The organism is Geodermatophilus siccatus, from assembly GCF_900103785.1.
GTDB classification, from domain to species: Bacteria; Actinomycetota; Actinomycetes; order Mycobacteriales; family Geodermatophilaceae; genus Geodermatophilus; species Geodermatophilus siccatus.
In genome coordinates, this window is the sequence record NZ_FNHE01000005.1 from 101,581 (window position 1) to 126,891 (window position 25,311).

At 75.4% G+C, this 25,311-nt stretch carries 25 protein-coding genes; 1 reads left to right on the plus strand and 24 read right to left on the minus strand.

Annotated features, from left to right (window positions below):
- Nucleotides 1–71 precede the first annotated feature (71 nt).
- The 16 genes from fmt to pyrR all read right to left on the minus strand — a co-directional run bounded on the left by fmt (nucleotide 72) and on the right by pyrR (nucleotide 18,183).
- The gene (gene fmt / locus BLS21_RS11195; protein ID WP_245700310.1) at nucleotides 72–1,040 is read right to left on the minus strand and encodes a methionyl-tRNA formyltransferase; all 969 of its coding nucleotides are present in this window, start codon (nucleotides 1,038–1,040) and stop codon (nucleotides 72–74) included.
- Nucleotides 1,007–1,540 carry a peptide deformylase gene (gene def, locus BLS21_RS11200; RefSeq protein ID WP_091217900.1) on the minus strand — a complete coding sequence of 178 codons (534 nt, stop codon included), beginning with the start codon at nucleotides 1,538–1,540 and terminating at the stop codon, nucleotides 1,007–1,009. The genes fmt and def overlap by 34 nt, the downstream gene beginning before the upstream one ends.
- A 159-nt stretch (nucleotides 1,541–1,699) precedes the next feature.
- Nucleotides 1,700–1,945 carry a hypothetical protein gene (locus tag BLS21_RS11205; protein WP_091217903.1) on the minus strand — a complete coding sequence of 82 codons (246 nt, stop codon included), beginning with the start codon at nucleotides 1,943–1,945 and terminating at the stop codon, nucleotides 1,700–1,702.
- Nucleotides 1,946–2,063: 118 nt separating this feature from the next.
- Entirely contained in the window at nucleotides 2,064–4,019 is a 1,956-nt protein-coding gene (locus tag BLS21_RS11210) for a primosomal protein N' (protein ID WP_091217907.1), read from the minus strand.
- Between the two features lie 227 nt (nucleotides 4,020–4,246).
- A complete protein-coding gene (gene metK, locus BLS21_RS11215; protein WP_091217910.1) occupies nucleotides 4,247–5,443 on the minus strand; it encodes a methionine adenosyltransferase in 1,197 nt (398 codons plus the stop codon).
- Between the two features lie 97 nt (nucleotides 5,444–5,540).
- Nucleotides 5,541–6,752 (minus strand): bifunctional phosphopantothenoylcysteine decarboxylase/phosphopantothenate--cysteine ligase CoaBC, encoded by a 1,212-nt coding sequence (gene coaBC / locus BLS21_RS11220; protein WP_091218430.1) that lies wholly within the window; start codon nucleotides 6,750–6,752, stop codon nucleotides 5,541–5,543.
- A 127-nt stretch (nucleotides 6,753–6,879) separates the two neighbouring features.
- Entirely contained in the window at nucleotides 6,880–7,143 is a 264-nt protein-coding gene (gene rpoZ / locus BLS21_RS11225) for a DNA-directed RNA polymerase subunit omega (RefSeq protein WP_089305624.1), read from the minus strand.
- Between the two features lie 59 nt (nucleotides 7,144–7,202).
- Nucleotides 7,203–7,814 carry a guanylate kinase gene (gmk, locus tag BLS21_RS11230; protein ID WP_091217913.1) on the minus strand — a complete coding sequence of 204 codons (612 nt, stop codon included), beginning with the start codon at nucleotides 7,812–7,814 and terminating at the stop codon, nucleotides 7,203–7,205.
- A 39-nt stretch (nucleotides 7,815–7,853) separates the two neighbouring features.
- Nucleotides 7,854–8,204, minus strand: coding sequence for an integration host factor, actinobacterial type (mihF, locus tag BLS21_RS11235; RefSeq protein ID WP_091217915.1), 351 nt, complete (start codon nucleotides 8,202–8,204; stop codon nucleotides 7,854–7,856).
- A gap of 396 nt (nucleotides 8,205–8,600) precedes the next feature.
- Nucleotides 8,601–9,413, minus strand: coding sequence for an orotidine-5'-phosphate decarboxylase (gene pyrF, locus BLS21_RS11240; protein WP_091217918.1), 813 nt, complete (start codon nucleotides 9,411–9,413; stop codon nucleotides 8,601–8,603).
- Complete coding sequence (locus BLS21_RS11245) at nucleotides 9,410–10,780, minus strand: beta/alpha barrel domain-containing protein (RefSeq protein ID WP_245700312.1); 1,371 nt, start codon at nucleotides 10,778–10,780, stop codon at nucleotides 9,410–9,412. Before BLS21_RS11245 ends, pyrF begins: the two co-directional genes overlap by 4 nt.
- Nucleotides 10,777–14,106 carry a carbamoyl-phosphate synthase large subunit gene (gene carB / locus BLS21_RS11250; protein ID WP_091217920.1) on the minus strand — a complete coding sequence of 1,110 codons (3,330 nt, stop codon included), beginning with the start codon at nucleotides 14,104–14,106 and terminating at the stop codon, nucleotides 10,777–10,779. Before carB ends, BLS21_RS11245 begins: the two co-directional genes overlap by 4 nt.
- A 64-nt stretch (nucleotides 14,107–14,170) precedes the next feature.
- The gene (carA, locus tag BLS21_RS11255; RefSeq protein WP_091217923.1) at nucleotides 14,171–15,343 is read right to left on the minus strand and encodes a glutamine-hydrolyzing carbamoyl-phosphate synthase small subunit; all 1,173 of its coding nucleotides are present in this window, start codon (nucleotides 15,341–15,343) and stop codon (nucleotides 14,171–14,173) included.
- Nucleotides 15,340–16,641, minus strand: a complete 1,302-nt coding sequence (locus tag BLS21_RS11260) for a dihydroorotase (RefSeq protein WP_091217927.1) — start codon at nucleotides 16,639–16,641, stop codon at nucleotides 15,340–15,342. Before BLS21_RS11260 ends, carA begins: the two co-directional genes overlap by 4 nt.
- A 37-nt stretch (nucleotides 16,642–16,678) precedes the next feature.
- Nucleotides 16,679–17,602 carry an aspartate carbamoyltransferase catalytic subunit gene (locus BLS21_RS11265; RefSeq protein WP_091217930.1) on the minus strand — a complete coding sequence of 308 codons (924 nt, stop codon included), beginning with the start codon at nucleotides 17,600–17,602 and terminating at the stop codon, nucleotides 16,679–16,681.
- Nucleotides 17,599–18,183, minus strand: coding sequence for a bifunctional pyr operon transcriptional regulator/uracil phosphoribosyltransferase PyrR (pyrR, locus tag BLS21_RS11270; protein ID WP_091217933.1), 585 nt, complete (start codon nucleotides 18,181–18,183; stop codon nucleotides 17,599–17,601). The genes BLS21_RS11265 and pyrR overlap by 4 nt, the downstream gene beginning before the upstream one ends.
- 217 nt (nucleotides 18,184–18,400) lie before the next feature.
- Here pyrR and bldD point away from each other — a divergent pair, with 217 nt between their 5' ends.
- The gene (bldD, locus tag BLS21_RS11275; RefSeq protein ID WP_091217936.1) at nucleotides 18,401–18,952 is read left to right on the plus strand and encodes a transcriptional regulator BldD; all 552 of its coding nucleotides are present in this window, start codon (nucleotides 18,401–18,403) and stop codon (nucleotides 18,950–18,952) included.
- 109 nt (nucleotides 18,953–19,061) lie between these two features.
- On the opposite strand, the gene nusB is transcribed toward bldD, so the two are convergent.
- The 8 genes from nusB to BLS21_RS11315 all read right to left on the minus strand — a co-directional run bounded on the left by nusB (nucleotide 19,062) and on the right by BLS21_RS11315 (nucleotide 25,310).
- A complete protein-coding gene (gene nusB, locus BLS21_RS11280; RefSeq protein WP_091217938.1) occupies nucleotides 19,062–19,469 on the minus strand; it encodes a transcription antitermination factor NusB in 408 nt (135 codons plus the stop codon).
- Nucleotides 19,470–19,479: 10 nt separating this feature from the next.
- Nucleotides 19,480–20,040 carry an elongation factor P gene (efp, locus tag BLS21_RS11285; RefSeq protein ID WP_091217941.1) on the minus strand — a complete coding sequence of 187 codons (561 nt, stop codon included), beginning with the start codon at nucleotides 20,038–20,040 and terminating at the stop codon, nucleotides 19,480–19,482.
- The gene (locus BLS21_RS11290; RefSeq protein ID WP_091217944.1) at nucleotides 20,041–21,156 is read right to left on the minus strand and encodes a M24 family metallopeptidase; all 1,116 of its coding nucleotides are present in this window, start codon (nucleotides 21,154–21,156) and stop codon (nucleotides 20,041–20,043) included. It abuts the gene before it with no gap.
- Nucleotides 21,153–21,587, minus strand: coding sequence for a type II 3-dehydroquinate dehydratase (gene aroQ / locus BLS21_RS11295; RefSeq protein ID WP_091217947.1), 435 nt, complete (start codon nucleotides 21,585–21,587; stop codon nucleotides 21,153–21,155). The genes BLS21_RS11290 and aroQ overlap by 4 nt, the downstream gene beginning before the upstream one ends.
- Nucleotides 21,588–21,660: 73 nt before the next feature.
- Nucleotides 21,661–22,758, minus strand: a complete 1,098-nt coding sequence (gene aroB, locus BLS21_RS11300) for a 3-dehydroquinate synthase (RefSeq protein WP_091217950.1) — start codon at nucleotides 22,756–22,758, stop codon at nucleotides 21,661–21,663.
- The gene (locus BLS21_RS11305) at nucleotides 22,755–23,315 is read right to left on the minus strand and encodes a shikimate kinase (RefSeq protein ID WP_091217952.1); all 561 of its coding nucleotides are present in this window, start codon (nucleotides 23,313–23,315) and stop codon (nucleotides 22,755–22,757) included. The genes aroB and BLS21_RS11305 overlap by 4 nt, the downstream gene beginning before the upstream one ends.
- Nucleotides 23,312–24,505, minus strand: a complete 1,194-nt coding sequence (aroC, locus tag BLS21_RS11310; RefSeq protein ID WP_091217955.1) for a chorismate synthase — start codon at nucleotides 24,503–24,505, stop codon at nucleotides 23,312–23,314. Before aroC ends, BLS21_RS11305 begins: the two co-directional genes overlap by 4 nt.
- Nucleotides 24,506–24,635: 130 nt before the next feature.
- The gene (locus BLS21_RS11315) at nucleotides 24,636–25,310 is read right to left on the minus strand and encodes a prepilin peptidase (protein WP_091217958.1); all 675 of its coding nucleotides are present in this window, start codon (nucleotides 25,308–25,310) and stop codon (nucleotides 24,636–24,638) included.
- Nucleotide 25,311 lies beyond the last annotated feature (1 nt).

Below are 25,311 nucleotides of genomic sequence, written 5' to 3' on the forward strand. Positions count from 1 at the left end.
GACCTCCTCGCCGGCGCTCGTCGCCCCCGCGAGCGGCGCTGCTGTGCTCATCGGTGAGCTCGCGAGCTCGCTCACGAGACCTCGCCCCCCAGCCGCTCGCCCGGCGCCGGCCGCGCCCCGCGCGCCCAGTCCGGCGCGGGCAGCATCCGCTTGCCGGCCGGCTGCACGTCGCCGAGCCGGACCGCGCCGCGCCCGGTGCCGACCAGCACGCCGGTCGGCCCCACCGACAGCTCGCCGTCCGCCAGCCCCAGGGACGTCGGCAGCGGCTCGACCGGCCCCAGCCGCAGCCGGTCGCCGCGCCACGTCGTCCAGGCCCCGGGCGCAGGGGTGACCCCTCGGACCCGCCGGTCGACGACGTGGGCCGGCAGCGACCAGTCGACGCGGGCGTCGGCCGGCTCGATGCGCGGCGCGAGACTGATCCCCTCGGTCGGCTGCGGCCGGGGCTCCAGCGTGCCGGCCGCGATGCCGTCGAGGGTGGTCCGCAGCAGCCGGGCGCCGCTGATCGACAGGCGGCCCAGCAGGTCGCCGGCGGTGTCGCGCGGGTCGATCGGCTCGGTGACCACGCCGTAGACCGGTCCGGTGTCCAGGCCCGCCTCCAGCCGGAAGGTCGAGGCGCCGGTGACCTCGTCGCCGGCCATGATCGCGTGCTGCACCGGCGCGGCGCCCCGCCAGGCCGGCAGCAGCGAGAAGTGCAGGTTGACCCAGCCGTGCCGCGGCAGGGCGAGCGCGGCCTGCGGCACGAGGGCGCCGTAGGCGACGACCGGCGCGCTGTCGACGGCGAGCTCGGTGAGCTGCTCGAGGAACTCCGGCTCGCGCGGCGAGCGGGGCTGCAGCACGGGGACGCCGGCGGCGTCGGCCCGCTCGGCGACCGGCGAGCGACTCACCGTGCGGCCGCGGCCGGAGCGGGCGTCGGGGCGGGTGAGGACGGCGACGACCTCGTGGTCGGAGGCCAGCAGCAGTTCCAGCGAGGGGACGGCGACATCGGGCGTCCCGGCGAAGAGGAGCCTCAGTGGGGGCTCACCTCCACGCGCGGCAGCCACGCCCCGGCACCGGCCCACTCGGCCTCGTCGATGACCGCCAGCGCGGCGGCGCGGGCCTCGGCGTCCAGCCGGTCGACGAACAGCACGCCGTCGAGGTGGTCCACCTCGTGCTGCACCGCGCGGGCCAGCAGGTGCGAGCCCTCGATCCGCACCGGCTCGCCGTGCAGGTCGAACCCGGTGGCCGCGACGTACAGGTGCCGGCGGCAGTCGAAGGTGAAACCGGGGATGGACAGGCAGCCCTCCGGGCCCTCCTCGGTCTCCTCCCCCACCGGCGTCACCTCCGGGTTCACCAGGTGGCCGACCTCACCGTCGACGAACCAGGTGAACACCCGCAGCCCGACGCCGATCTGCGGGGCGGCCAGCCCGGCGCCGCCGGCGGCGAACATGGTCTCGGTGAGGTCGGCGACCAGCCGGCGCAGCTCCTGGTCGAAGTCGACCACCGGGGCGGCGGGGGTGCGCAGCACCGGGTCGCCCAGCAGCCGGATGGGGGTCACGCTCACCGGTCGATCGTAGAAGGTGTCCCCTCGGCCCCCGCCGCTCGCAGGCCGGCCTCGCCCGGGGACCCAGCCCGAGCGCCGAGGGCTGAGAGGGCGAGGTCCTCCTGCGTGCCGAGGGGGCACCAGGACGGCGCGCCGTCCCCCCGGCCGGGTGGACCCGGCTCAGCCGGACGAGGTCGTGGTCACCACCGCCGACAGCCCCTGCGGCTCGCCGCCGCTGGGGCCGTCGTCCGGGCCGCACCGGCTGATCGACACGGTGACGGCCAGGACCGCGACCAGGAGGACGAGGCCGAGCACGATCCGCCGCAGCCAGCGGCGCAGGTCGCCGGGGTTCTCCGTGGAGCGGTGCGGGTCCTCAGCGGCGGCCCGCTCGGCGCGGGGGTCGGGGGGCGGGTCGGTCGACGTCACAGGCCCTCCTCGGCCACCGGACGGACGCCGAGCGCCCGGTGCTGAGCCGCTCGGGGAACGCCGCTGCGCTACCCCGGCGGGGCGGTCGCCACACGGCCCGGCCGACCTGGTGCGGGCCTCAGACCAGCTCGAGCGGGTCCAGCTGGACGCGGACGTGCTCGGGGGCCTTCTTGGCGCTGCGCACGCCCTGCACCTCGGCCAGCGCGGCGGCCAGCGCGGCGCCCTCCGACCGCGGCACCCGCACCAGGTAGCGCTCCCGCTCGCCCTCCTGGCCGGGCCGCGGCTGTTCGGGCACCGGGCCCAGCAGGTCGGCGTCGGCGGGCAGCCGGGCGGCCGCGAGGAACTCCGCCAGCGCCGGCGCCGTCCCGGACAGCGCGGCCATCCGCGTCGCCGGCGGGAAGCCGAGCTCGCGACGGTCGGCGAGCTCGCGGGCGGCCAGCCAGCCCGGGTCCCAGCGCACCAGCGCCTGCACGACGGGGTGCGCGGCGTCGGCCGCGACGACCACCTGACCGCCCGCCGACGCCGGGCGGACGAGGGCGGCGGCGTTCATCCACCGGCGCAGCGTCTCCTCACCCGCGCGCAGGTCGGCCCGGCCGAGCAGGGCCCAGGAGTCCAGCAGCAGCGCGGCGCCGTACCCGCCCTCGGCGACCGGTTCGGCACCCGGGGTGGCGACGACCAGCGCCGGCCCGCCGGGCACGCCCGGCAGCACCCCGGACCCGCGGCCGGACACCCGCACCGCGGCGCCCGGGAAGGCCCGGCCCAGCTCCTCGGCGGTGCGGGCGGCGCCGACGACCGAGGCGCGCAGCTTCGTGCCGTGGCAGTACGGGCAGTCGAAGGTCGCCGCGGGGCGGGCGCACCAGCGGCAGGCCGGCACCCTCGACCCGCCCGGGCCGGGGGTGGGCGCGACGCCCAGCGGCCCGGAGCAGACCGCACAGCGGGCCGGCGCCCGGCACCGGTCGCAGGCCAGGCCGGGCGCGTAGCCGGCCCGCGGCACCTGCACGAGCACCGGCGCGCCGTCGGCGAGGGCCTGGCGCGCGACGCGGTGGGCGAGGCTGGGCAGCCGGGCGGTGCGGGCGGCCGGGTCGCGGGCCAGCTCGGCGTCGGCGCCCAGGGCCTGCACACGCGGCGCGGCCGCGCGCAGGGTGGCGCGGTCGGCGGCCAGCTCGTGCGCCCAGCCGCTCTCCACCAGCAGCTGCGCCTCCGCGGTGCGCGCGGTCGCGGCGAGGACGGCCGCGCACGAGGCGAGGTGGGCGCGGTGCACGAGCACGTCGCGGGCGTGCGCGTAGGGCGCCCGGGGCTCGGCGTGCAGGTCGTCGCCGTCGTCCCAGACGGCGACCAGCCCGAGGTCGGCGACCGGGGCGTAGACCGCGGCACGGGTGCCCAGCACCACCCTCGCGGCGCCGCGGACGACGTCGAGGAAGCGGCGGTAGCGGGCGTCGGGGGCGGCGTCGGCGCGCAGGACGACGACCGATCCCGCCGGCAGCCGGGCCTCCGCGGCGGCGGCCAGCCGGTCGAGGTCGCGGCCGTCGGGCGCCACGACGAGGGCGCCGCGCCCGCCGGAGAGGGCGGCCTGGCACAGCTCGACCAGCCGGGCCGGCCAGTCCTCCCCCGGCAGCGCCGTCCACACCGCGCGGGCCGGCCGGCCCTCGGCGACCGCGGTGAGCAGCGCCGGGCCGGTCGGGTACCGGGCGAAGCCGGCCGGGTCCGGGGGTGCCGGCGGCGGGAGCGGCTCGGCGGGTGGGCGCTTCTCGGCCGCGGCGCGGCGCGGCGGGACGGCGAGGCGGAGCACGTCGGTCACCGTGCCGCCCCAGCGCTCGGCCACCGCGCGGGCCAGCGTGAGGACCTCCGGGGTGAGCACCGGCTCGGCGGAGACGACCTTGGCCAGCGGCGCGAGCTTGCGCCCCGACTCGCTGACGTCGGTCAGCTCCAGGACGAAGCCGTCGACCAGCTGCCCGGCGAAGCGCACCCGCACCCGGCACCCGGCCCGCACCTCGTCGGCCATCGCGTCGGGGACGGCGTAGTCGAAGGGCCGGTCCAGGTGCGCCAGGGGCACGTCGACGACGACCCGGGCCACCCGCTTCGGCCCCTCCCGGAGGCTCGCCCCGAGCTCGCGAGGGGTGACGGGGGCGGGGTCCTTCGACAGCGGGGTCTCCGTTCGGCGCGGGCTGAGCGGTCACCCGTCAGTGTCGCCGCCGGGTCCGACGGGACCCGGCGACCCCGCTGCGGGCGTGGACGTGACGGGGCAGCGCGGTCGCCCTCCAGCGCCGCGGGCCGAGCGAGCGAGGGGAGGGTGGTCCCCCTTCAGACCCCCGCGGCCGAGCGCAGCGCCTCGACGCGGTCCAGCCGCTCCCACGGCAGCTCGACGTCGGTGCGGCCGAAGTGACCGTAGGCGGCGGTCGGGGCGTAGATGGGGCGCAGCAGGTCCAGGTCGCGCACGATCGCGCCGGGCCGCAGGTCGAACACCGCGCCGATCGCCTTCTCCAGGACGTCGTCGGCGACCGCGCCGGTGCCGAAGGTCTCGACGAACAGGCCGACCGGGTGCGCGGCGCCGATGGCATAGGCGACCTGCACCTCGCAGCGGCGGGCCAGCCCGGCGGCGACGACGTTCTTGGCCACCCAGCGCATGGCGTAGGCACCCGAGCGGTCGACCTTCGACGGGTCCTTGCCGGAGAAGGCGCCGCCGCCGTGGCGGGCCATGCCGCCGTAGGTGTCGACGATGATCTTGCGGCCGGTCAGCCCGGCGTCACCCATCGGGCCGCCGATGACGAACTTGCCGGTCGGGTTGACCAGCAGCCGGTAGCCGTCGGTGGGCAGGCCGAGGGCGGCGAGCTCGGGCTCGACCACCAGCTCCTGCACGTCCGGGGTGAGCAGCTGCTCGATCGAGATGTCCTCGGCGTGCTGCGAGGAGACCACCACGGTGTCGACGCCGACCGGGCGGTCGTCCTCGTAGACGACGGTGACCTGGGTCTTGCCGTCGGGCCGCAGGTAGGGCACCGAGCCGTCCTTGCGGACCGCCGAGAGCCGGCGGGAGAGCCGGTGCGCCAGCGCGATCGGCAACGGCATGAGCTCGGGGGTCTCGTCGGTGGCGTAGCCGAACATCAGGCCCTGGTCACCGGCGCCCTGACGTTCGATCTCGTCGTCGGCGACACCGGCGGTGCGCGCCTCGTAGGCGGTGTCCACGCCCTGGGCGATGTCCGGCGACTGCGAGCCGATCGAGACGCTGACCCCGCAGGAGGCGCCGTCGAAGCCCTTGCGGGAGGAGTCGTAGCCGATGCCGAGCACGGTCCTCCGGACGATGTCGGCGATGTCGACGTAGCCGGCGGTGGTGACCTCACCGGCGATGTGGACCTGACCGGTGGTGATCAGGGTCTCGACGGCGACGCGGCTGCGCGGGTCCTGCGCGAGCATCGCGTCGAGGATGGAGTCGCTGATCTGGTCGGCGATCTTGTCCGGGTGGCCCTCGGTCACCGACTCGGACGTGAAGAGGCGGCGTGACACGCGGTACTCCCTGGGGTCGGTGACGGTCGGGTGGACGCCCGGGGTGAGCGTCTCGTCGGGTGCACGTTACCGGCGTGTGCCCGAGGCGGTGTCGGGCTCAGGCCAGCCGGGGGGCGACGACGTCCCAGATGCCGGCGGCCACGGCGTCCTTGCTGCCCTCGGGCAGCTCGGTGGTGGTGCCGTCGGCGGCCAGGACGACGGCGGCGTTGTCGGCCCGGCCGAACACCCGGCCCGCCGAGACGTCGTTGACCACGAGCAGGTCGCAGCCCTTGCGGGCGAGCTTGGCGCGGGCGTGGGTGAGGACGTCGGCCTCGTCGTCCCCCGTCTCGGCGGCGAAGCCGACGACCAGCTGGCCGGCGGGGCGCTTGGTGACCAGCTCGGCGAGGACGTCGGGGTTGCGCACCAGCGGGACGGCCTCGGGCTCGGCGCTGCTGCCCTTCTTCAGCTTGGTGGGTGCGACCGTGGCGGGCCGGAAGTCGGCGACCGCGGCGGCCATGACCACGACGTCGGCGTCCTCCGCCTCGGCGAGCACCGCGGTGCGCAGCTCCTCGGCGGTGCCGACGCCGACGACGCGGACGCCGAAGGGCGCCGGCAGCTCCACGTTGGCGGCGACGAGCGCCACCTCGGCGCCGCGGGCGGCGGCGACCCGGGCCAGCGCCCAGCCCTGCTTGCCGGACGAGCGGTTGCCCAGGTAGCGGACCGGGTCCAGCGGCTCACGGGTGCCCCCGGCGCTGACGACGACGCGACGGCCGGCGAGGTCCGCCGCGAGGGCGGCGGGGCCGCCGGCGAGCACGACCGAGGCGAGCGCGGCGATGTCGGCGGGCTCGGGCAGCCGGCCGGGGCCGGAGTCCGGGCCGGTGAGCCGGCCGACGGCGGGCGGCAGCACGATCGCGCCGCGGCGGCGCAGCGTGGCGACGTTGTCCTGGGTGGCCGGGTGCAGCCACATCTCGGTGTGCATGGCCGGGGCGAAGACCACCGGGCAGTGCGCGGTGAGCAGGCTCGCGGTGAGCAGGTCGTCGGCCCGGCCGGCGGCGGCGCGGGCCAGCAGGTCGGCGGTGGCCGGCGCGACGACGACGAGGTCGGCGGTCTGGCCGATGCGGACGTGCGCCACCTCGTCCACGTCGGACCACACGTCGGTGGTGACCGGGTTGCCCGACAGCGCCTCGAAGGTGGCCGCGCCCACGAACCGCAGGGCGGCCGCCGTCGGGACGACGCGGACGTCGTGCCCGGACTCGGTGAACGCGCGCACCAGCAGGGCGGCCTTGTACGCGGCCACGCCCCCGGCGACGCCCAGCACGATGCGGCTCATGCCGTCCATCCTCCACACACGGGAACGCACCCGGCAGCGATCGCCGGGTGCGTTCTCCTGAGCTCTGGTGGCCCCGTCCAGGGGCCCGCTCCGAGCGTGCGAGGGGTGCGGAGGACGGGGTCCTCTCTCAGTTGTCGCCGGCCGTGTGGGTCAGCAGACCCTCGTTGATCTCCCGCAGGGCGATGGAGAGCGGCTTCTCCTGCGGAGCGGTGTCGACCAGCGGGCCGACGTACTCCAGCAGGCCCTCGGAGAGCTGGCTGTAGTAGGCGTTGATCTGGCGCGCGCGCTTGGCGGCGAAGATCACCAGGCCGTACTTGCTGCTGGTGCGCTCGAGCAGCTCGTCGATCGGCGGGTTGGTGATGCCCTCGGGGGCAGGTGCGACTCCGGACACGGGCGGGCGTGCTCCTCAGCTCGTCAGTCGGGAGTGGCGGGCGGCGGCGCCGGGCCCCGTCACTCGGGCGCGCCGCTGCTCCGGAGGGACCCGGGCGACGGCGCAGTCAGCAATCCTACCAACTCGTCGGCAGCGCGGGTCACGTCGTCGTTGACGACCACCACGTCGAACTCGCCGGCGGCGTCGAGCTCGGCCTGCGCGATGCGCAGCCGCTCCTCCTGGACCGCGGGGGGCTCGGAGCCCCGCCCGGCCAGCCGGCTGACCAGCTCGCCCCAGGACGGCGGGGCCAGGAACACCAGCTGGGCGTCGCCGTCGCGGGCCCGGACCTGCCGGGCGCCCTGGAGCTCGATCTCCAGCAGCGCCGGCCGCCCGGTGGCCAGCTGCTCCCGCACCGGACCCGCCGGCGTGCCGTAGCGGTTGCCGGCGTACTCGGCCCACTCGAGCAGGCCGTCCTCGGCGATCAGCCGGTCGAACTCGGCGTCGCTGACGAAGTGGTAGTGCACCCCGTCGACCTCACCCGGCCGGCGCCGACGGGTGGTGGCCGACACCGACACCCAGACCTCGGGGTGCCGGCGTCGGACCTCCGCCACGACCGTGCCCTTGCCGACCCCTGACGGGCCGGAGAGCACGGTCAGCCGTGCCGGGGCGTGCTCCGGGACAGCAGCTGCCACGCGTCGTCGTCCTCGACCTCCGGTGCCTGGTCCTGCGGGTCAGCCCTCGACGGGGACCTGCTCGGCGGCGACCTTCTCGCCGCCGAACTCGGTCTCGAGGGCCCGGCGCTGGTTGGCACCCAGACCGCGCACCCGGCGGGTCGGGGAGATCTCGAGCCGCTCCATGATCTTCGCAGCCCGGGCCTTGCCCACACCGGGCAGGGACTCCAGGACCGCGGAGACGCGCATCTTGCCGATCACCTCGTCGGTCTCGCCCTGGCGCAGGACGTCACCGACCGTGGCGCCCTTGCTCTTGAGCCGCTCGCGCAACTCGGCTCGGGCCTTGCGGGCGGCCGCGGCCTTCTCGAGGGCCGCGGCACGTTGCTCGGGGGACAGGTCAGGGAGGGGCATGGTGCGACCCAATCTGTCGTCGCCGGTCATCCGATCGGCCGGCGGGGCTCGGGCTGTGTCGGGGGCAGGACTCACTGCTGAGCCTGTCGGCCAACCTAGCTCCACCTATATGTGCAGGTCACGCGGGTCTGAACCCCGGGTTTCCGGCAATCCGTGAGCCGCCCGTGACGACGAGTGACCAAAATTGCTCACGTACGGTCATACCCGCTGCTCAGGCCCGGTGTCGGTACCGGACGGTTCCGGCCGGAACCGTTCTGACACGCCGGGCCCGACACGCCGGTCGGCGGCGTATACGTGCTGGTGAACGGCCGGACAGGGGGCTGGTCCGGTACCGCGTCCGGCCGTGGACGAGCGGCCGGCGACGGGGCGCAGACCTCGCCGGGGCACGGCGGCGTCTCAGCCGGTCAGCTCCGCGGCCCAGCGCTCGGCGGCGGCGCGCAGCCCGGCCGGGTCGGGCCCGGCGGCCAGCACGTCCCGCGACACGGTCGGGACGACGGCGGTGCCGCGTCCGAACAGCCGGCGCAGGTCGGTCACCGACCCGCCCTGCGCGCCCAGCCCCGGCGCGAGCACCGGCCCGCCGAGGTGGGTGAGGTCGACGTCCAGCTCGGGCAGGGTGGCCCCCACGACGACGCCGAAGGAGCCGGACCCGTCGGCGGCGTTCCAGTCCCGCACGGTGTCGACGACGACCTGCGCGACCGACCGCCCGTCCACGAGCGCGTGCTGCAGCGTGCCGGCGTCCGGGTTGGAGGTGCGGGCCAGCACGAACAGGCCCCCGCCGTGCCGGCGGGCGGTGTCGACGGCCGGCTGCAGCGAGCCGGGGCCGAGGTAGGGGCTGACGGTCAGGGCGTCGGCGGCCATCGGGTGGTCCGGGCGCAGGTAGCCGGCGTAGCCGTCCATCGTCGAGCCGATGTCCCCGCGCTTGGCGTCGAGCAGCACCAGCGCGCCGGCGGCGCGGGCACGGGCGACGGCGTCCTCCAGCACGGCCAGGCCGCGCGAGCCGTGCCGCTCGTAGAAGGCCAGCTGCGGCTTGAGGACGGCGACGGTGCCGGCCAGGGCGTCGACGACGGTGCCGGTGAACCGCGCCAGGCCCTCGGGGCTGTCGGGCAGCCCCCAGCGCTCCAGCAGCGGCGCGTGCGGGTCGATGCCGACGCACAACGGCCCGCGGGCGGCGACGGCGTCGGCGAGGCGCCGTCCGAACGGGGCGGTCACCGCGCCACCGCCCGGGGCAGGGTGTCGCCCAGCGCGTCGACGCAGTCGCGGGCGAGGAAGGGGTTGGCGAAGGCGCCCGACGCCGACAGCACCGCGTCGGCCCCGAGGGCGAACAGCGCCTCGAACGAGGCCGGGTCGGTGACCCCGCCCATGGCCAGGACGTCGAAGTGCCGGCTCCCGGCCCCGCGCAGGGCGACCAGCCGGCGGGTGAAGTCCAGCGCGGAGTCGCGCACCGCCGCCCCCGACAGCCCGGCCAGCTCGCGGCCGGGGAAGGTCGGCTCGCCGTCGCTGCGCCGCACCCGGCTCTGCAGCGTGTTGATGCCCGCGACGCCGTCGACCAGCGGCGCGACCCTCGGCACCAGCGCGGCCAGCCGCGGCTCGTCGAGCCAGGAGAGCTTGGCGACCAGGCCGGTGCGGTCGTCCAGCGCGCGGCGCACGCCCTCGACCACGGCGACGGTCGCGTCGGCGTCCAGGCACAGCGGCGGCTTCACGCCCGGGGCCGAGGGGTTGAGCGTGTTGGGGCAGGACAGGTTGAGCTCGACGACGCTCGCGCCGGCCTCCTGCGCCAGCCGCGCGGTGAGGGCGAAGTCGTCGACCAGGGCGGGGCCGTCGCCCTCCCCCATGACGCTGACGACCAGCAGCTGGTCGTCGCCGACGGCGTCCAGCGACCGCTCGAGGTCGGCCGCCCACTCCTCGGGCGCCGGCGACGGGACGCCGAAGGAGTTGACCGTGCAGACCTCCGGCGAGCCCGGGAGCACCCAGTCCCACGGGTCGGCGGTGACCTCGGCGGCCGCGCCCGGGGGCCGGCTGCTCGTCTCCCGCTGCGCGAAGACCCAGTTGGGCTGCTCGTTGGGCTCGTGCGCGCGGCTGCGGACGGTCTTGTAGGTCAGCACGCTGTAGCCGTTGCGCGCGAAGTGGCGGACCCACTCCGCACCGCCGCCCAGCACGCAGGCGGGCACGCCGATGGGGAAGCCGACGTCCCGGCCCAGCACCCGCCAGCGCCGTCCGCCGGCCACCGGGCGCTGCGCCAGCCGCGGCCCGACCGGGGTGGTCAGGTTGTCGCGGTAGGAGCCGAGGACGTCGTAGGCCGGGGTCGGCACGCCGGCGTCGGCGAGCACCGCCGCGTGGCGCGCGAAGAACAGCACGCGGGTCAGCAGCGGCAGGTCCCCCTCGTCGGCGGCCCCGGTGGCGAGCCGCGTCGCCACCCCGCGGGCCGCCGCCGCCAGGGCGTCGAGCTCCGGCTGCGGCGGCCGCGCGAAGCGGGTCACCCCGGCGAGGAAAGCCGCGGGCAGGCCGTCGACCAGCCCGCGGGCGACCAGGTCGTCCCGCACCCGCCCGACGGCGTCGCTGCGCGACGCCGTCGTCACGCCCCGGTCCCGGCGAACGTGCTCGGCCCGCCATGGGTGCCGCCGGCGAGCGCGGCGTGGACCTCCTGCAGGCTGCGCACCCCGACGTCCCCGCGGCGCAGCGCCTCGACCCCCTGCACCGCGGCGGCCAGGCCCTGCACCGTGGTGATGCACGGGATGCCCGCGGTGACGGCGGCGGTGCGGATCTCGTAGCCGTCCAGCCGGGGCCCGCTGTTGCCGGGCGAGCCGAACGGCGTGTTGACGACGATGCCGACGTCCCCGGCCAGGATCCGCTCCACGCAGTTGCCCGGGCCGTCGCTGACCTTGCCGACGACCTCGCAGGCCACGCCGTTGCGGCGCAGCACCTGCGCGGTGCCGGCGGTGGCCATCACCTGGAAGCCGAGGTCGGCCAGCCGCTTGACCGGGAAGACGGCCGAGCGCTTGTCCCGGTTGGCCAGCGAGACGAAGACCGTGCCCTCGGTGGGCAGCGACCCGTAGGCGGCCTCCTGCGACTTGGCGAAGGAGGTGCCGAAGCCGGTGTCCAGGCCCATGACCTCGCCGGTGGACTTCATCTCCGGGCCCAGCACGGTGTCGACGCCGTGCCCCTCGACGGTGCGGAACCGGTGGAAGGGCAGCACCGCCTCCTTGACCGCGATCGGCATGTCCGCGGGGAGGTCCGCCGCGTCCCCGGTCTCGGGGAGCACGCCGGCGGCACGCAGCTCGGGGATCGTCTCCCCCACCGCGATCCGGGCCGCGGCCTTGGCCAGCTGCACCGCGGTCGCCTTGGACACGAAGGGCACCGTGCGCGACGCCCGGGGATTGGCCTCGAGGACGTGGAGGACGTCGTCCTTGAGCGCGTACTGGACGTTGAGCAGCCCCCGGACGCCGATGCGCGCGGCGAGCTGCTCGGTCGCCCGCCGGATGCGCACCACGTCGTCGGTGCCCAGGGTGATCGGCGGCAGGGCGCACGCCGAGTCGCCGGAGTGGATGCCGGCCTCCTCGATGTGCTCCATGACGCCGCCGAGGAAGAGCTCGGAGCCGTCGAAGAGCGCGTCGACGTCGATCTCCACGGCGTCCTCGAGGAACCGGTCGACCAGCACCGGGTGCTCGGGGCTGACGTCGGTGGCCTTGGCGATGTACGCCTCGAGCGTGGCGTCGTCGTAGACGATCTCCATGCCGCGCCCGCCGAGCACGTACGACGGCCGGACCAGCACCGGGTAGCCGATGCTCGCGGCGATCTCCCGCGCCTCGGCGAAGGCGGTCGCCGTGCCGTGCTTGGGCGCCTGCAGGCCGGTGTCGGACAGCACCCGCGAGAACGCCCCGCGGTGCTCGGCGGCGTCGATCGACTCCGGCGAGGTGCCCAGCACCGGCACCCCGGCGTCCTTGAGCCGCTGCGCCAGGCCCAGCGGGGTCTGCCCGCCGAGGGTGCAGATGACCCCGGCGACCGGGCCGGCGGCGCGCTCGGCCTCGACCACCTCGAGGACGTCCTCGAAGGTCAGCGGCTCGAAGTACAGCCGGTCGGCCGTGTCGTAGTCGGTGGAGACGGTCTCGGGGTTGCAGTTGACCATCACGGCCTCGTAGCCGGCGTCCTGCAGCGCCATCACGGCGTGCACGCAGGAGTAGTCGAACTCGATGCCCTGCCCGATCCGGTTGGGTCCCGAGCCCAGGATCAGCACCGCCGGCTTCTCCCGCGGCTCGACCTCGGTCTCCTCGTCGTAGGACGAGTAGTGGTACGGGGTGCGGGCGGCGAACTCGGCGGCACAGGTGTCGACGGTCTTGTAGACCGGCCGCACGCCCAGGCGCCGGCGCAGCGTCCGGACGCCGTCCTCACCGGCCAGCTCGGGGCGCAGCGCGGCGATCTGCCGGTCGGACAGGCCGTGCCGCTTGGCCCGGCGCAGCAGCTCGGCCGTGAGGGACGGCGCGTCGCGGACCTCGGCGCCGACCTCGCCGACCAGGGCGATCTGGTCGACGAACCACGGGTCGAAGCCGCTGGCCTCGGCGACCTGCTCGACGGTGGCACCGGCGCGCAGCGCGGCCTCGGCGACGTAGAGCCGCCCGTCGACCGGCGTGCGCAGCGCCTCGAGCAGCTCGGCCGCCGACCGGGTGTCCTCCGGCCCGGTCCAGAACCCCGCGGTCTTCGTCTCCGTGGACCGCATGGCCTTGCCCAGCGCCTCGGGGAAGTTGCGGCCCAGCGCCATGACCTCGCCGACGCTCTTCATCGTCGTGGTCAGCCGCGGGTCGGCGCCGGGGAACTTCTCGAACGCGAACCGCGGGATCTTGACGACGACGTAGTCCAGCGCCGGCTCGAACGACGCCGGGGTGACGCCGGTGATGTCGTTGGTGATCTCGTCGAGCGTGTAGCCGATGGCCAGCTTCGCGGCGATCTTGGCGATCGGGAAGCCCGTGGCCTTGGACGCCAGCGCGCTGGACCGCGACACCCGCGGGTTCATCTCGATGACGACCAGCCGGCCGTCGGCCGGGTTGACCGCGAACTGGATGTTGCAGCCGCCGGTGTCGACGCCGACCTCGCGCAGCACCGCGATGCCGACGTCGCGCATCCGCTGGTACTCGCGGTCGGTGAGGGTCATCGCCGGGGCGACGGTCACCGAGTCGCCGGTGTGCACGCCCATCGCGTCGACGTTCTCGATCGAGCAGATGACCACCACGTTGTCGCTGCGGTCGCGCATCAGCTCCAGCTCGTACTCCTTCCAGCCCAGCACCGACTCCTCGATGAGGACGGTGTGCACCGGGGAGTCGGCCAGGCCGTGGGAGGCCATGCGACGCAGGCTGGCCTCGTCGGTGGCGAAGCCCGAGCCCAGCCCGCCCATGGTGAAGCTCGGCCGGATGACGACCGGGTAGCCGACCTCGGCGGCGGTGTCCAGCGCCTCCTCCACCGACGAGCAGACCCGCGAGCGCGGGGCGTCGGCGCCGATGGACCGCACGATGTCCTTGAACTGCTGCCGGTCCTCGCCGCGGTTGATGGCGTCGACGTCGGCGCCGATCAGCCGGACGCCGTACTTCTCCAGCACGCCGTTCTCGTACAGGCCGATGGCGATGTTGAGCGCGGTCTGCCCGCCGAGGGTGGCCAGCAGCGCGTCGGGGCGCTCCTTGGCGATCACCTTCTCGACGAACTCCGGGGTCAGCGGCTCGACGTAGGTGGCGTCGGCGATCTCCGGGTCGGTCATGATCGTCGCCGGGTTGCTGTTGACCAGGCTGACCCGCAGCCCCTCGGCCTTGAGCACCCGGCAGGCCTGGGTGCCGGAGTAGTCGAACTCGGCGGCCTGGCCGATGAGGATCGGCCCCGAGCCGATCACCATCACGTGGTGGATGTCTGTCCTCCTCGGCACGATCAGGCCTCCTGTCCGTCACGTCGGCCGCTGACGTCGTGCGCGTACCGCTGCACGTGTCGCATCAGGCGCTCTTCTCCGCGGTGCTGTGCTCGACCCGCGGCGGCGGCCCACCGGCCTGCGCGTCCCCGGTGCGGGCGGTCTCCATGAGGTCGACGAACCGCTGGAACAGCGGCGCGGCGTCGTGCGGGCCGGCGGCGGCCTCGGGGTGGAACTGCACGCTGAACGCCGGCAGGTCGAGGCAGCGCAGCCCCTCCACCACGTCGTCGTTGAGGCCCACGTGGCTGACCTCGACCCGCCCGTAGGGGGTGTCGGCCGGCCGGTCCAGCGGCGCGTCGACGGCGAAGCCGTGGTTGTGGCTGGTCACCCGCACCGTGCCGCTGACCCGGTCGAGCACCGGCTGGTTGAGGCCGCGGTGGCCGAAGCGCAGCTTGTAGGTGCCCAGGCCCAGCGCCCGGCCGAGGATCTGGTTGCCGAAGCAGATGCCGAACAGCGGCCGGCGGGCGTCGAGCACCCCGCGCACGGCGTCGACCGCGTAGTCGGCGGCGGCCGGGTCGCCCGGGCCGTTGGAGAGGAAGACGCCGTCGGGACCCGCCTCGAGGAGGTCCTCGGCGGTCGCGGTGGCCGGCAGCACGTGCGTCTCCACGCCGAGCTCGGCCAGGTGCCGCGGGGTGGCGGTCTTGATGCCGAGGTCGAGCGCGGCGATGGTGAACCGCTTCTCCCCCACCGCCGGGACGACGTAGGGGTCGTTCGCGGTGACCGACGGCGCGAGGTCGGCGCCGCTCATGCTCTCCGATGCGCGCACCCGGGTCAGCAGCTCCTCGGCCGAGAGGCCCTCGCTGCTGATGCCGGCGCGCATCGCGCCGCGCTCGCGCAGGTGGCGGGTCAGCGCGCGGGTGTCGATGCCACTGATGCCGACGACGCCCTGCTCGGCCAGCTCGTCGTCCAGGCTGCCGGTGGCCCGCCAGTTGGCCGGGCGGCGGGCGGGGTCGCGGACGACGAAGCCGGCCACCCAGATGCGGCGGCTCTCGTCGTCCTCCTCGTTGACCCCGGTGTTGCCGATGTGCGGCGCGGTCATCACCACGATCTGGCGGGCGTAGCTGGGGTCGGTCAGCGTCTCCTGGTAGCCGGTCATCCCGGTGGCGAACACCGCCTCGCCCAGCGTCGTCCCGACCGCGCCGTAGGCCTCGCCCCGGAACGTGCGCCCGTCCTCCAGGACGAGCAGCGCCTCTGTCACTTCTGAGCCTTTCCGTCGAGCACGGTGGGGACGCCCCGCAGGAACGTCGCGACCACTCGGCCGGGCAGCTCCCGACCGGCGTAGGGGCTGTTGCGGCTGCGGCTGGCCAGCGCGGCGGGGTCGACGACCGCGCGCGCTCCCGGGTCCAGCAGCAGCAGGTTGGCCGGCTCGCCCGGGGCCAGCGGGCGGCCGTGTGCCTCGAGACCACGGCCGTCGAGCCGGCCGATGGCCGCCGGGCGGGTCGACATCCGGTCGGCGACGCCGCGCCAGTCGAGCCGGCCGGTCTCCAGCATCGTCGCGACGACCACCGACAGCGCCTGCTCCAGGCCCAGCATCCCGGGCCGGGCGTGCGCCCACTCGGTCTCCTTGTCCTCGACCGCGTGCGGCGCGTGGTCGGTGGCCACCGCGTCGATCACGCCCTCGGCCAGCCCGGCGCGCAGCGCCTCGACGTCGGCGTCGGTGCGCAACGGCGGGTTGACCTTGAAGACCGGGTCGTAGCCCTCGGCGCACTCGTCGGTGAGCAGCAGGTGGTGCGGGGTGACCTCGGCGGTGACCTGCACCCCTCGGGACTTCGCCCAGCGGAGGATCTCCACCGAGCCCGCGGTCGAGACGTGGCAGACGTGCAGCCGGGCGCCGACGTGGTCGGCGAGCAGCACGTCGCGGGCGATGATCGCCTCCTCGGCGGCGGCCGGCCAGCCGGTCAGCCCGAGGCGGGCGGAGCGGTCGCCCTCGTGCATCTGCGCGCCGACGGTGAGCCGCGGCTCCTCGGCGTGCTGGGCGACCACGCCGTCGAGCGCCTTGACGTACTCCAGCGCCCGGCGCATCAGGGCGGGGTCGGCGACGCAGTGGCCGTCGTCGGAGAAGACGCGCACCCGCGCGGCGGAGTCGGCCATCGCACCGAGCTCGGCCAGCCGCTCCCCCCTCAGCCCCACGGTCACCGCGCCGACGGGGACGACGTCCACCAGGCCGGCCTCCTGGCCCAGGCGCCACACCTGCTCGACGACGCCGGCGGTGTCGGCGACCGGGTCGGTGTTGGCCATGGCGTGCACCGCGGTGTAGCCGCCCAGCGCGGCGGCGCGGCTGCCGGTCTCGACGGTCTCGGCGTCCTCCCGGCCGGGCTCGCGCAGATGGGTGTGCAGGTCGACCAGGCCGGGCAGCGCGACCAGCCCGGCGGCGTCGACGACGTCGGCGCCGGGGACCGACAGCGACGCGCCGATCGCCGCGATCCGGCCGTCCTCCACCAGGATGTCGGCGGCGTCCTCGCCGTAGGGGCGGGCGCCCGTGATCAGGGTGCTCATGCCGCGTCCCCTCGCTCCCTGGCGCTCGCTGCGATGCTCACTCACCCGCGCGTCCTCCCAGCAGCAGGTAGAGCACGGCCATGCGCACGGAGACCCCGTTGCCGACCTGCTCGACGATCGTGGAGCGGACCGAGTCGGCCACCTCGGCGGCGATCTCCATCCCGCGGTTCATCGGACCCGGGTGCATGACGATCGCGTCGTCGCCCAGGGCGCCCATCCGGTGGGCGTCCAGCCCGTAGCGGCGGCTGTACTCGCGGGCGCTGGGGAAGTACGAGGCGTTCATCCGCTCGGCCTGGACCCGCAGCATCATCACCACGTCGGCCTTGGGCAGGACGGCGTCCAGGTCGTAGGAGACCTCCGCCGGCCAGCTGCCCACCCCGACCGGGAGCAGCGTCGGCGGCGCGACCAGGGTGACCTCGGCGCCGAGGGTGTGCAGCAGCCGCACGTTGGAGCGGGCCACCCGGCTGTGCAGCACGTCGCCGACCACCGCCACGCGCACGCCCTCGAGCCGGCCCAGCCGGTGCCGGATCGTGTAGGCGTCCAGCAGCGCCTGGGTCGGGTGCTCGTGGGTGCCGTCGCCGGCGTTGACCACGCTGCCGCGCACCCAGTTGGCCAGCCGGTGCGGGGCGCCCGACGCCGAGTGCCGGACCACGATGGCGTCGGAGCCCATCGCCTCCAGCGTGAGCGCGGTGTCCTTGAGGCTCTCGCCCTTGGAGACGCTGCTGCCCTTGGCGGAGAAGTTGATGACGTCGGCCGACAGGCGCTTGGCGGCCAGCTCGAAGGAGATCCGGGTGCGGGTGGAGTCCTCGTAGAAGAGGTTGACCACCGTCCGTCCGCGCAGCGTGGGCAGCTTCTTGACCTCGCGGCCGGCCAGCGCGGCGTCGATCTGCGCGGCGGTGTCGAGCACCAGCGTCGCGTCGGCGCGGTCCAGGTCGGCGGCCTCCAGCAGGTGCCGCTTCACTGCTCGCCTCCCGTGACCAGGACGGCGTCCTCGCCGTCGACCTCGGCCAGCCGGACCCGCACCGACTGGCTGCGCGAGGTCGGCAGGTTCTTGCCCACGTAGTCGGCGCGGATGGGCAGCTCGCGGTGGCCGCGGTCGACCAGCACCGCGAGCTGCACCGCGCGCGGGCGGCCGAGGTCGCGCAGCGCGTCCAGCGCCGCCCGCACGGACCGGCCGGAGTAGAGGACGTCGTCCACCAGGACGACGAGGCGGCCGTCGATGCCGCCCTCGGGCAGCACGGTCTCCTCCAGCGCGCGGACGCCGCGCATCCGCAGGTCGTCGCGGTAGAGCGTGATGTCTACGGTGCCGACGTCGACCGGGAAACCGGAGAACGCCTCCACGCGGGCGGCCAGCCGGCGGGCCAGCGGGGCGCCGCGGGTGGGGATGCCGACGAGGACCACGTCGGCGCGGCCGTCGTCCCCCGCGCACTTCTCGATGAGCTGGTGGGCCATCCGGTCGACCACGCGGGTCACGTCGGCGGCGGAGAGCACTGCGGACGGCGACGCTGCGTCGCCGTGGGCGTGCTCGGTCGTGCGGGCCATCAGGCCTCCTTCCCCGCCTCACGGGACGGGTCGTTAAAGGAGTGGTCGGACCGGGACCGACGGTACTGCACGCTGCGATGTGACCCGCGACGCGCCGGGGTGGGCGTGATCGGGTCCCGTGTGACCCGGAGGAGTGTCCCGGTGTCCTTGGACCCGCTCGACCAGTACGCTCCGTGACGACAACCCGCCCCCGACGACGGACAGTGAGCAGGAAGCGATGAGCACCGACTACTCACGGGCCCTCGGTGCCCGGCTCCGCGCCATCCGCAACCAGCAGGGCCTCTCGCTCCAGGGAGTCGAGGACAAGTCCCACGGCCGCTGGAAGGCAGTGGTCGTGGGCTCCTACGAGCGCGGCGACCGCGCGGTGACCGTGCAGCGGCTCTCCGAGCTGGCGGTCTTCTACGGGGTCCCGGTCTCCGAGCTGCTGCCCGACCCGCGGCCCAGCTCGGCGGTCACCTCGACGACGAAGATCGTGCTGAACCTCGAGTCGCTGGGCTCGCTGCCTGCGGACGAGGCCGGCCCGCTGGCCCGGTACGCCTCGACCATCCAGGCGCAGCGCCACGACTACAACGGCAAGGTCCTCTCCATCCGCGCCGAGGACCTCAAGTCGCTGGCGATCATCTACGACATGAGCCCCGACGAGCTGACCAGCCGGCTCATCGAGTGGGGCGTCCTCTCCCCCGGCATGGAGAGCGTCGTCGGCTTCGGCGGCGACGAGGACGAGGACGAGGTCAACCCGAACTGGGAGCGCCGCCGCACCCCGCGCTGAGCACCGAACGCCGAGGACCCACTCCGACGATCGGAGTGGGCCCTCGGCGTTCTGGCCCCGTCCCGGGGCTCGCCGCGAGCGGGCGAGCGGTGCGGAGGACGGGGTCCTCTCAGCTGGTCGGGACCTCGGCGTCGAGGATCGCGCCCAGGACGCCGTTGACGTAGGACGGCGAGTCGTCGGTCGACAGCGACCGGGCGAGCTCGACGGCCTCGTCGATGACGACCGGGTCGGGCACGTCGTCGACCCACAGCAGCTCGAACACCGCCATGCGCAGGATCGCGCGGTCGACGTCGGGCAGCCGGTCGATCGACCAGCCGTGCGCGTGCCGGTCGATCAGCTCGTCGATGCGGTCGGCGTGCTCGGCCACCCCCTCGACCAGCCGGACGGCGTGGTCGGGGATGGGCGGCGAGGCGAGCGCCACCCGCTCGCGGAGCAGCTCCAGCGGGTCGCTGCCTCGGACGTCGGCCTCGTAGAGGACGTCGACGGCGCGCTTGCGCGCCTTGCTTCGGGCAGCCATGCGAGCGGCGTCAGTTGGCCCGGCCGAGGTACCGGCCGTCGCGGGTGTCGACCTTGAGCCTGTCGCCGGTGTTGACGAACAGCGGGACCTGGATCTGCGCGCCGGTCTCCAGGGTGGCCGGCTTGGTGCCGCCGGTGGAGCGGTCGCCCTGCAGGCCCGGGTCGGTGTGCTGCACGACCAGCTCCAGGGTCACCGGGAGCTCGACGTAGAGGGGGGTGCCCTCGTGGACGGCGACCACGACCTCGGTGTTCTCCAGCAGGTAGTCCGCGCCACCGCCGACGGTCTCGGCGGGGACGTGGATCTGGTCGTAGGTCTCGCCGTCCATGAAGACGAAGTCGGTGCCGTCCTTGTACAGGTACGTCATGCTCCGCTTGTCGACGGTGGCGGTGTCGACCTTGGTGCCGGCGTTGAAGGTCCTGTCGACGACCTTGCCCGAGAGCACGTTCTTCAGCGTGGTGCGGACGAACGCGCCGCCCTTGCCCGGCTTGACGTGCTGGAACTCGGTGACGGTCCAGAGCTGGCCGTCGAGGTTGAGGACCATGCCGTTCTTGAGGTCGTTGGTGGTAGCCATCTAGAGGACCAGCAGTTCCTTGCTCGTGAGGGTCAACAACTCGGGCTCGTCGTCCGTGACGATCAGCGTGTCCTCGATCCGGACACCGCCGTGGCCGGGCAGGTAGACCCCCGGCTCCACGGTGACGGCCATGCCGGCGGCCAGCCTACCCGCGCCCAGCTGCCCGATGCCCGGCGCCTCGTGGATCTCCAGCCCCACCCCGTGGCCCAGGCCGTGGGTGAAGTGCTCGGCGTGACCGGCGGCGGCGATGACGTCGCGGGCGGCGGAGTCGACGGCCACCACGTCGGCGCCCACGGCCAGCGCGGCCCGGCCCGCCGCCTGCGCGGCCGCGACGAGCCCGTAGACCTCGCGCTGCCAGTCCGCCGCCTCCCCGAGCACGACCGTGCGGGTCATGTCGGAGTGGTACCCGTCGACGGTCGCGCCGAAGTCCAGCTTGAGGAAGTCGCCCGGCCGCAGCTCGGTGCTGTCGGGCCGGTGGTGCGGGATGGCGGAGTTCGCGCCGGTGGCCACGATCGTCTCGAAGGACGGCGCCTCGGCGCCCATCGACAGCATGCGGGCGTCGAGCTCGCGGCCGACCTGCCGCTCGGTGCGCCCGGGCCGCAGCGCGCCCTCGGCGGCCAGCTCGGCCAGCGCCGCGTCGGCGACCGCGCAGGCGCGGCGCAGCGCGTCGACCTCGTCGTCGTCCTTGACGGCGCGCAGCGCCTCCACGGCCCGCCGCACGCTGGTCAGCTCCGGCACCGTGCCGCCGGCGGCGGCGTCGGCGAGCACCGACTCCAGCGCGCGCAGCCCGTCGACGGTCAGGTGGTGGCTCTCGTAGCCGATGCGCCGGGCGGTCGGGCCACCTGATCGAGGCAGCACCGCCTCACGGGCGAGGGCGGAGACGGTGGCGCGGTCGACCAGCAGCTCGACGTCGGGCACCTGGGTGCCGGCCTGGGTCGTGTAGCGGCCGTCGGTGCCGAAGACGTCGGCGCCGTCGGTGCGCAGCAGGAGCGCGCCGTTCGAGCCGGTGAAGCCGGTCAGGTACCGCACGTTGAGCAGCTCGGTCACCAGGACGGCGTCCAGACCGCGGTCGGCCGCCGTCGCCCGCAGCCGCTCCCTCCGCTCGGCGTACCTCACGAGACCCCCTGCGCGGCCAGCCAGCGCAGCGCCAGCACGTAGCCCTGCACGCCCAGCCCGGCGATCACCCCGTCGGCGACCGCCGAGACGTAGGAGTGGTGCCGGAACTCCTCGCGCTTGTGGATGTTGCTGATGTGCACCTCGACCAGCGGGGCGGTCAGCATCGCCAGCGCGTCGCGCAGCACCACCGAGGTGTGCGACCAGCCGCCCGGGTTGAGCACCACCGGGTCGCCGGCGTCAGCGGCGGCGTGCACCCAGCGCAGCAGCTCGCCCTCGTCGTCGGTCTGCCGGACCCGGACCTCCAGGCCCAGCTCGTCGCCCGTGGCCGCGATCAGCTCGACCAGCTCCGCGTGGGTCGTCGTCCCGTACTTCTCCGGCTCGCGCGTGCCGAGACGGCCGATGTTGGCGCCGTTGAACACCTGGACCGTCACGTCGTCTCCTCGCTGGCGCTTGTCGTCGCCGTGCCGAAACGTGCCCCGTCCCTGCGTGACCTCGCGAGCCCGGTCACGCGGGCACTCCTCCACCGACGGCCGCCCACGCGGCGTCGAGCCAGGCCTGGTCGGGGTCGGCGAGGATGCGCGGGTTGCCGATGCCGTCCAGGACGACGAACCGCAGCGAGGCGCCGCGGGCCTTCTTGTCCACCCGCATGACCGTCTGGATGCGCTCCCAGTCCCCGGTGTAGCGGGTCGGCAGCCCCATCGCGGCGACCAGGCGGGCGTGCCGGTCGACCTCGGCGCGGGTCAGCAGCCCCGCCTGGCCGGCCAGCTCGGCGGCGAACACCAGCCCGACGGCGACCGCCTCACCGTGCCGCCAGCCGAAGTCCTCCACCCGCTCGATGGCGTGGGCCAGCGTGTGCCCGTAGTTGAGGAACTCGCGCACGCCGGTGTCGTAGAGGTCCGCCCCCACCGCGTCGGCCTTGACCCGCACCGCGCGCTCGATGAGCTCCTCGGTGTCGCGGCGGCCGGTGGGGTCGGCCTCGAGCAGGTCGAGGACGGCGGGGTCGGCGATGAAGCCGCACTTGACCACCTCGGCCATCCCGGCGCGGAACTCCGCCTCGGGCAGCGCGGCGAGGACGTCGGTGTCGGCCAGCACGGCCACCGGCGGGTGGAACGCGCCGACGAGGTTCTTGCCCGCGCCGGTGTTGATGCCGGTCTTGCCGCCGAGCGCGGCGTCCACCATGCCCAGCACGCTGGTGGGCACCTGGACGACGCGCACGCCGCGGGTCCAGGTCGCGGCCACGAACCCGGCGAGGTCGGTGACCGCACCCCCGCCCACGCCCACGACGGCGTCGGACCGGGTCAGCCCCAGCCGGCCCAACTCCTCCCACACGCCCGCGGCGACCGCGGCGGTCTTGGCCGCCTCCCCGTCGGGGACGACGACGGCCTCCGCGGCCACCCCGGCGGTCTGCAGCGTCTCGACCAGCCCGCCGGCCAGCCCGGCCAGCGGGGGCGCGTGGACGACGGCGGCGCGGGCGGTGCCGTCGAGCACGGTGCTGGTCAGGCTGCCCAGCTCGTGCCGGGCACCGGGCCCGATGACCACGTCGTAGGGCCGCTCGCCCGGGACCGTGACCCGCCTGCGCGTCGCCCGTCCGCTCCCGCTCACGGTGTGGCCCGCACGGGGATCGCGGCCGCCACCTCGTCGACGACCTCACCGGGCGCGCGCCCGCCGGTGGTCACCGTGACGGTGGCGACCTCGGCGTACAGCGGCGCCCGCGCGGCGAGCAGCGTGCGCAGCGCGGCCCGCGGGTTGAGGCCGAGCACCGGGCGGGTGCGGCCCAGCCCCACCCGCTGGGCGGCCGAGGCCAGGTCGACGTCGAGCCAGACGACGGTGCCGCCGGCGCGGGTGTAGCCGGTCAGCCGCTCGCGCGTGACCGCGCTGAGCACCGCACCGCCACCGAGGGCGAGGATCCCGTCGTGCTCCTCGAGCGCGACCGCGACGGCCTGCTCCTCCAGCGCTCGGAAGTGCGCCTCGCCGAGGTCGATGAACAGGTCGGCGACCCGCTGGCCGGTGCCGGCCTCGACGTCGGCGTCGGTGTCGCGGAAGGCGATCCCGAACCGGTCGGCCAGCGCGGTGCCGACCGTGGTCTTGCCCGACGACGGCGGCCCGACCAGGACCAGCAGCGGACGGCGTGCCCCGGCCGGTGGACCCCCGGTGCTCATCGGATCGTCAGCGCGTCGAGGTAGGCGCGCGCGTTCCGGCGGGTCTCGGTCAGGGAGTCGCCGCCGAACTTCTCCAGCGCGGCGTCGGCCAGCACCAGCGCCACCATCGCCTCCATCACGACGGCGCCGCGGGGCACCGCGCAGGCGTCGCTGCGCTGGTTGATGGCCACGGCCGGCTCGCCGGTGGCGACGTCGACGGTGGCCAGTGCCCGCGGCACCGTCGAGATCGGCTTCATCGCGGCGCGCACCCGCAGCACCTCGCCGTTGGTCATGCCGCCCTCGATGCCGCCGGCGCGGTCCGACAGCCGCTGGATGCGGGCCTCGCCGTCGCCACCGGGGGCCAGCACGATCTCGTCGTGGGCCACCGAGCCGCGGCGGCGGGCGGTCTCCAAGCCGTCACCGACCTCGACGGCCTTGACCGACTGCACGCCCATGAGCGCGGCGGCCAGCCGCGAGTCCAGCCGGCGGTCCCAGTGCACGTGGCTGCCCAGGCCCGGCGGCAGGCCGTGCACGACCACCTCGACGACCCCGCCGAGGGTGTCGCCGTTCTTCCGGGCGTCGTCGACCTCGGCGACCATGAGCGCGCTGGTCGCAGGATCCGCGCAGCGCACCGGGTCCTCGTCGACGCGGGGGTTGTCGTGGGGACCGGGCACCACGCCGTCGGGGACGACGACCGGACCGATGCCGACCACGTGGCTGACCACCTCGACGTCGAGGGCCTGGCGCAGGAACGCCCGTGCGATCGCGCCGAGGGCGACCCGGGCCGCGGTCTCCCGCGCGCTGGCCCGCTCGAGCACCGGCCGGGCGTCGTCGAAGCCGTACTTCTGCATGCCGGCCAGGTCGGCGTGCCCCGGGCGGGGACGGGTGAGCGGCGCGTTGCGGGCCTGGCCGGCGAGCACCTCGGGGTCGACCGGGTCGGCGGACATGACCGTCTGCCACTTCGGCCACTCGGTGTTGCCCACCTGGACGGCGATCGGCCCGCCCAGCGTCAGCCCGTGCCGGATCCCGCCGGTCAGCGAGACGACGTCCTGCTCGAAGGACATCCGGGCGCCGCGGCCGTGGCCGAGGCGGCGGCGGGCGAGGTCGAGGTCCAGGTCCGGCGTCGTGACCCGGACGCCGGCGGGCAGGCCCTCGAGGATGGCGGTGAGCTGCTGGCCGTGCGACTCACCGGCGGTCAGCCAGCGCAACATGACCGTGATTGTGCCAGTTGGAGGACCCCCTTCCTCCCCACCCTCCGAGGAGGGACCCCGTCCGCCTCACCGCTCGCAGGCTCGCCGGCTCGCCTCTGGACGGGGCCGCCCCGGAGAGGGGGCCGCCCGCTCAGGTGGGCAGGGCCGGACTCCCCAGCGCCAGGGCGAGTGCTGCGCCCACCAGCAGCGGCGGACCGAACGGCAGCGCGGTGCGCCAGCCGGCCCGCCCGGCGGCGACCAGGGTCACCGACGCCGCGGCGCCGGTGACCAGGCCGAGGAACACCCCGGCCAGCAGCGCACCCCAGCCGACCCAGCCCAGCACCAGGCCGAGCAGGCCCAGCAACTTGACGTCGCCGAAGCCGAGCCCCCGCGGGGAGAGGACGGCAGCGCAGGCGGCCAGCCCGAACGCGGCCGCGCCGGCCAGCACGGCGCGCAACAGCGCCGTCCAGGTGCCGAGCGCGACGGCGTCGACCACCAGTGCCGTGGCCACCGCCGCGTACGCCGGGACGGTCACCCGGTCCGGCAGCCGGTGCACGGCCAGGTCGACCTGCGCGAGCACCACCCCGGCTCCCCCGGCCCAGGCCAGCGCGACGGTGCCCGGCCGCACGCCGGCGGCCAGCAGCGCGCCGGCCAGCGCCAGCGCGACCAGGGCGACGGTCAGCGCGGTGCGCAGCGGCCCGGCCGGCGCCGTGTCGTCCCGCCGGGCCAGCCGGACCGACACCCGCGCCAGCCACGGGCCCAGGGCCAGCCCGCCGGCGAGGGCCAGGGCGGCGATCGTGCCGAGCGGGAGGTCCGCGGCGGGCACG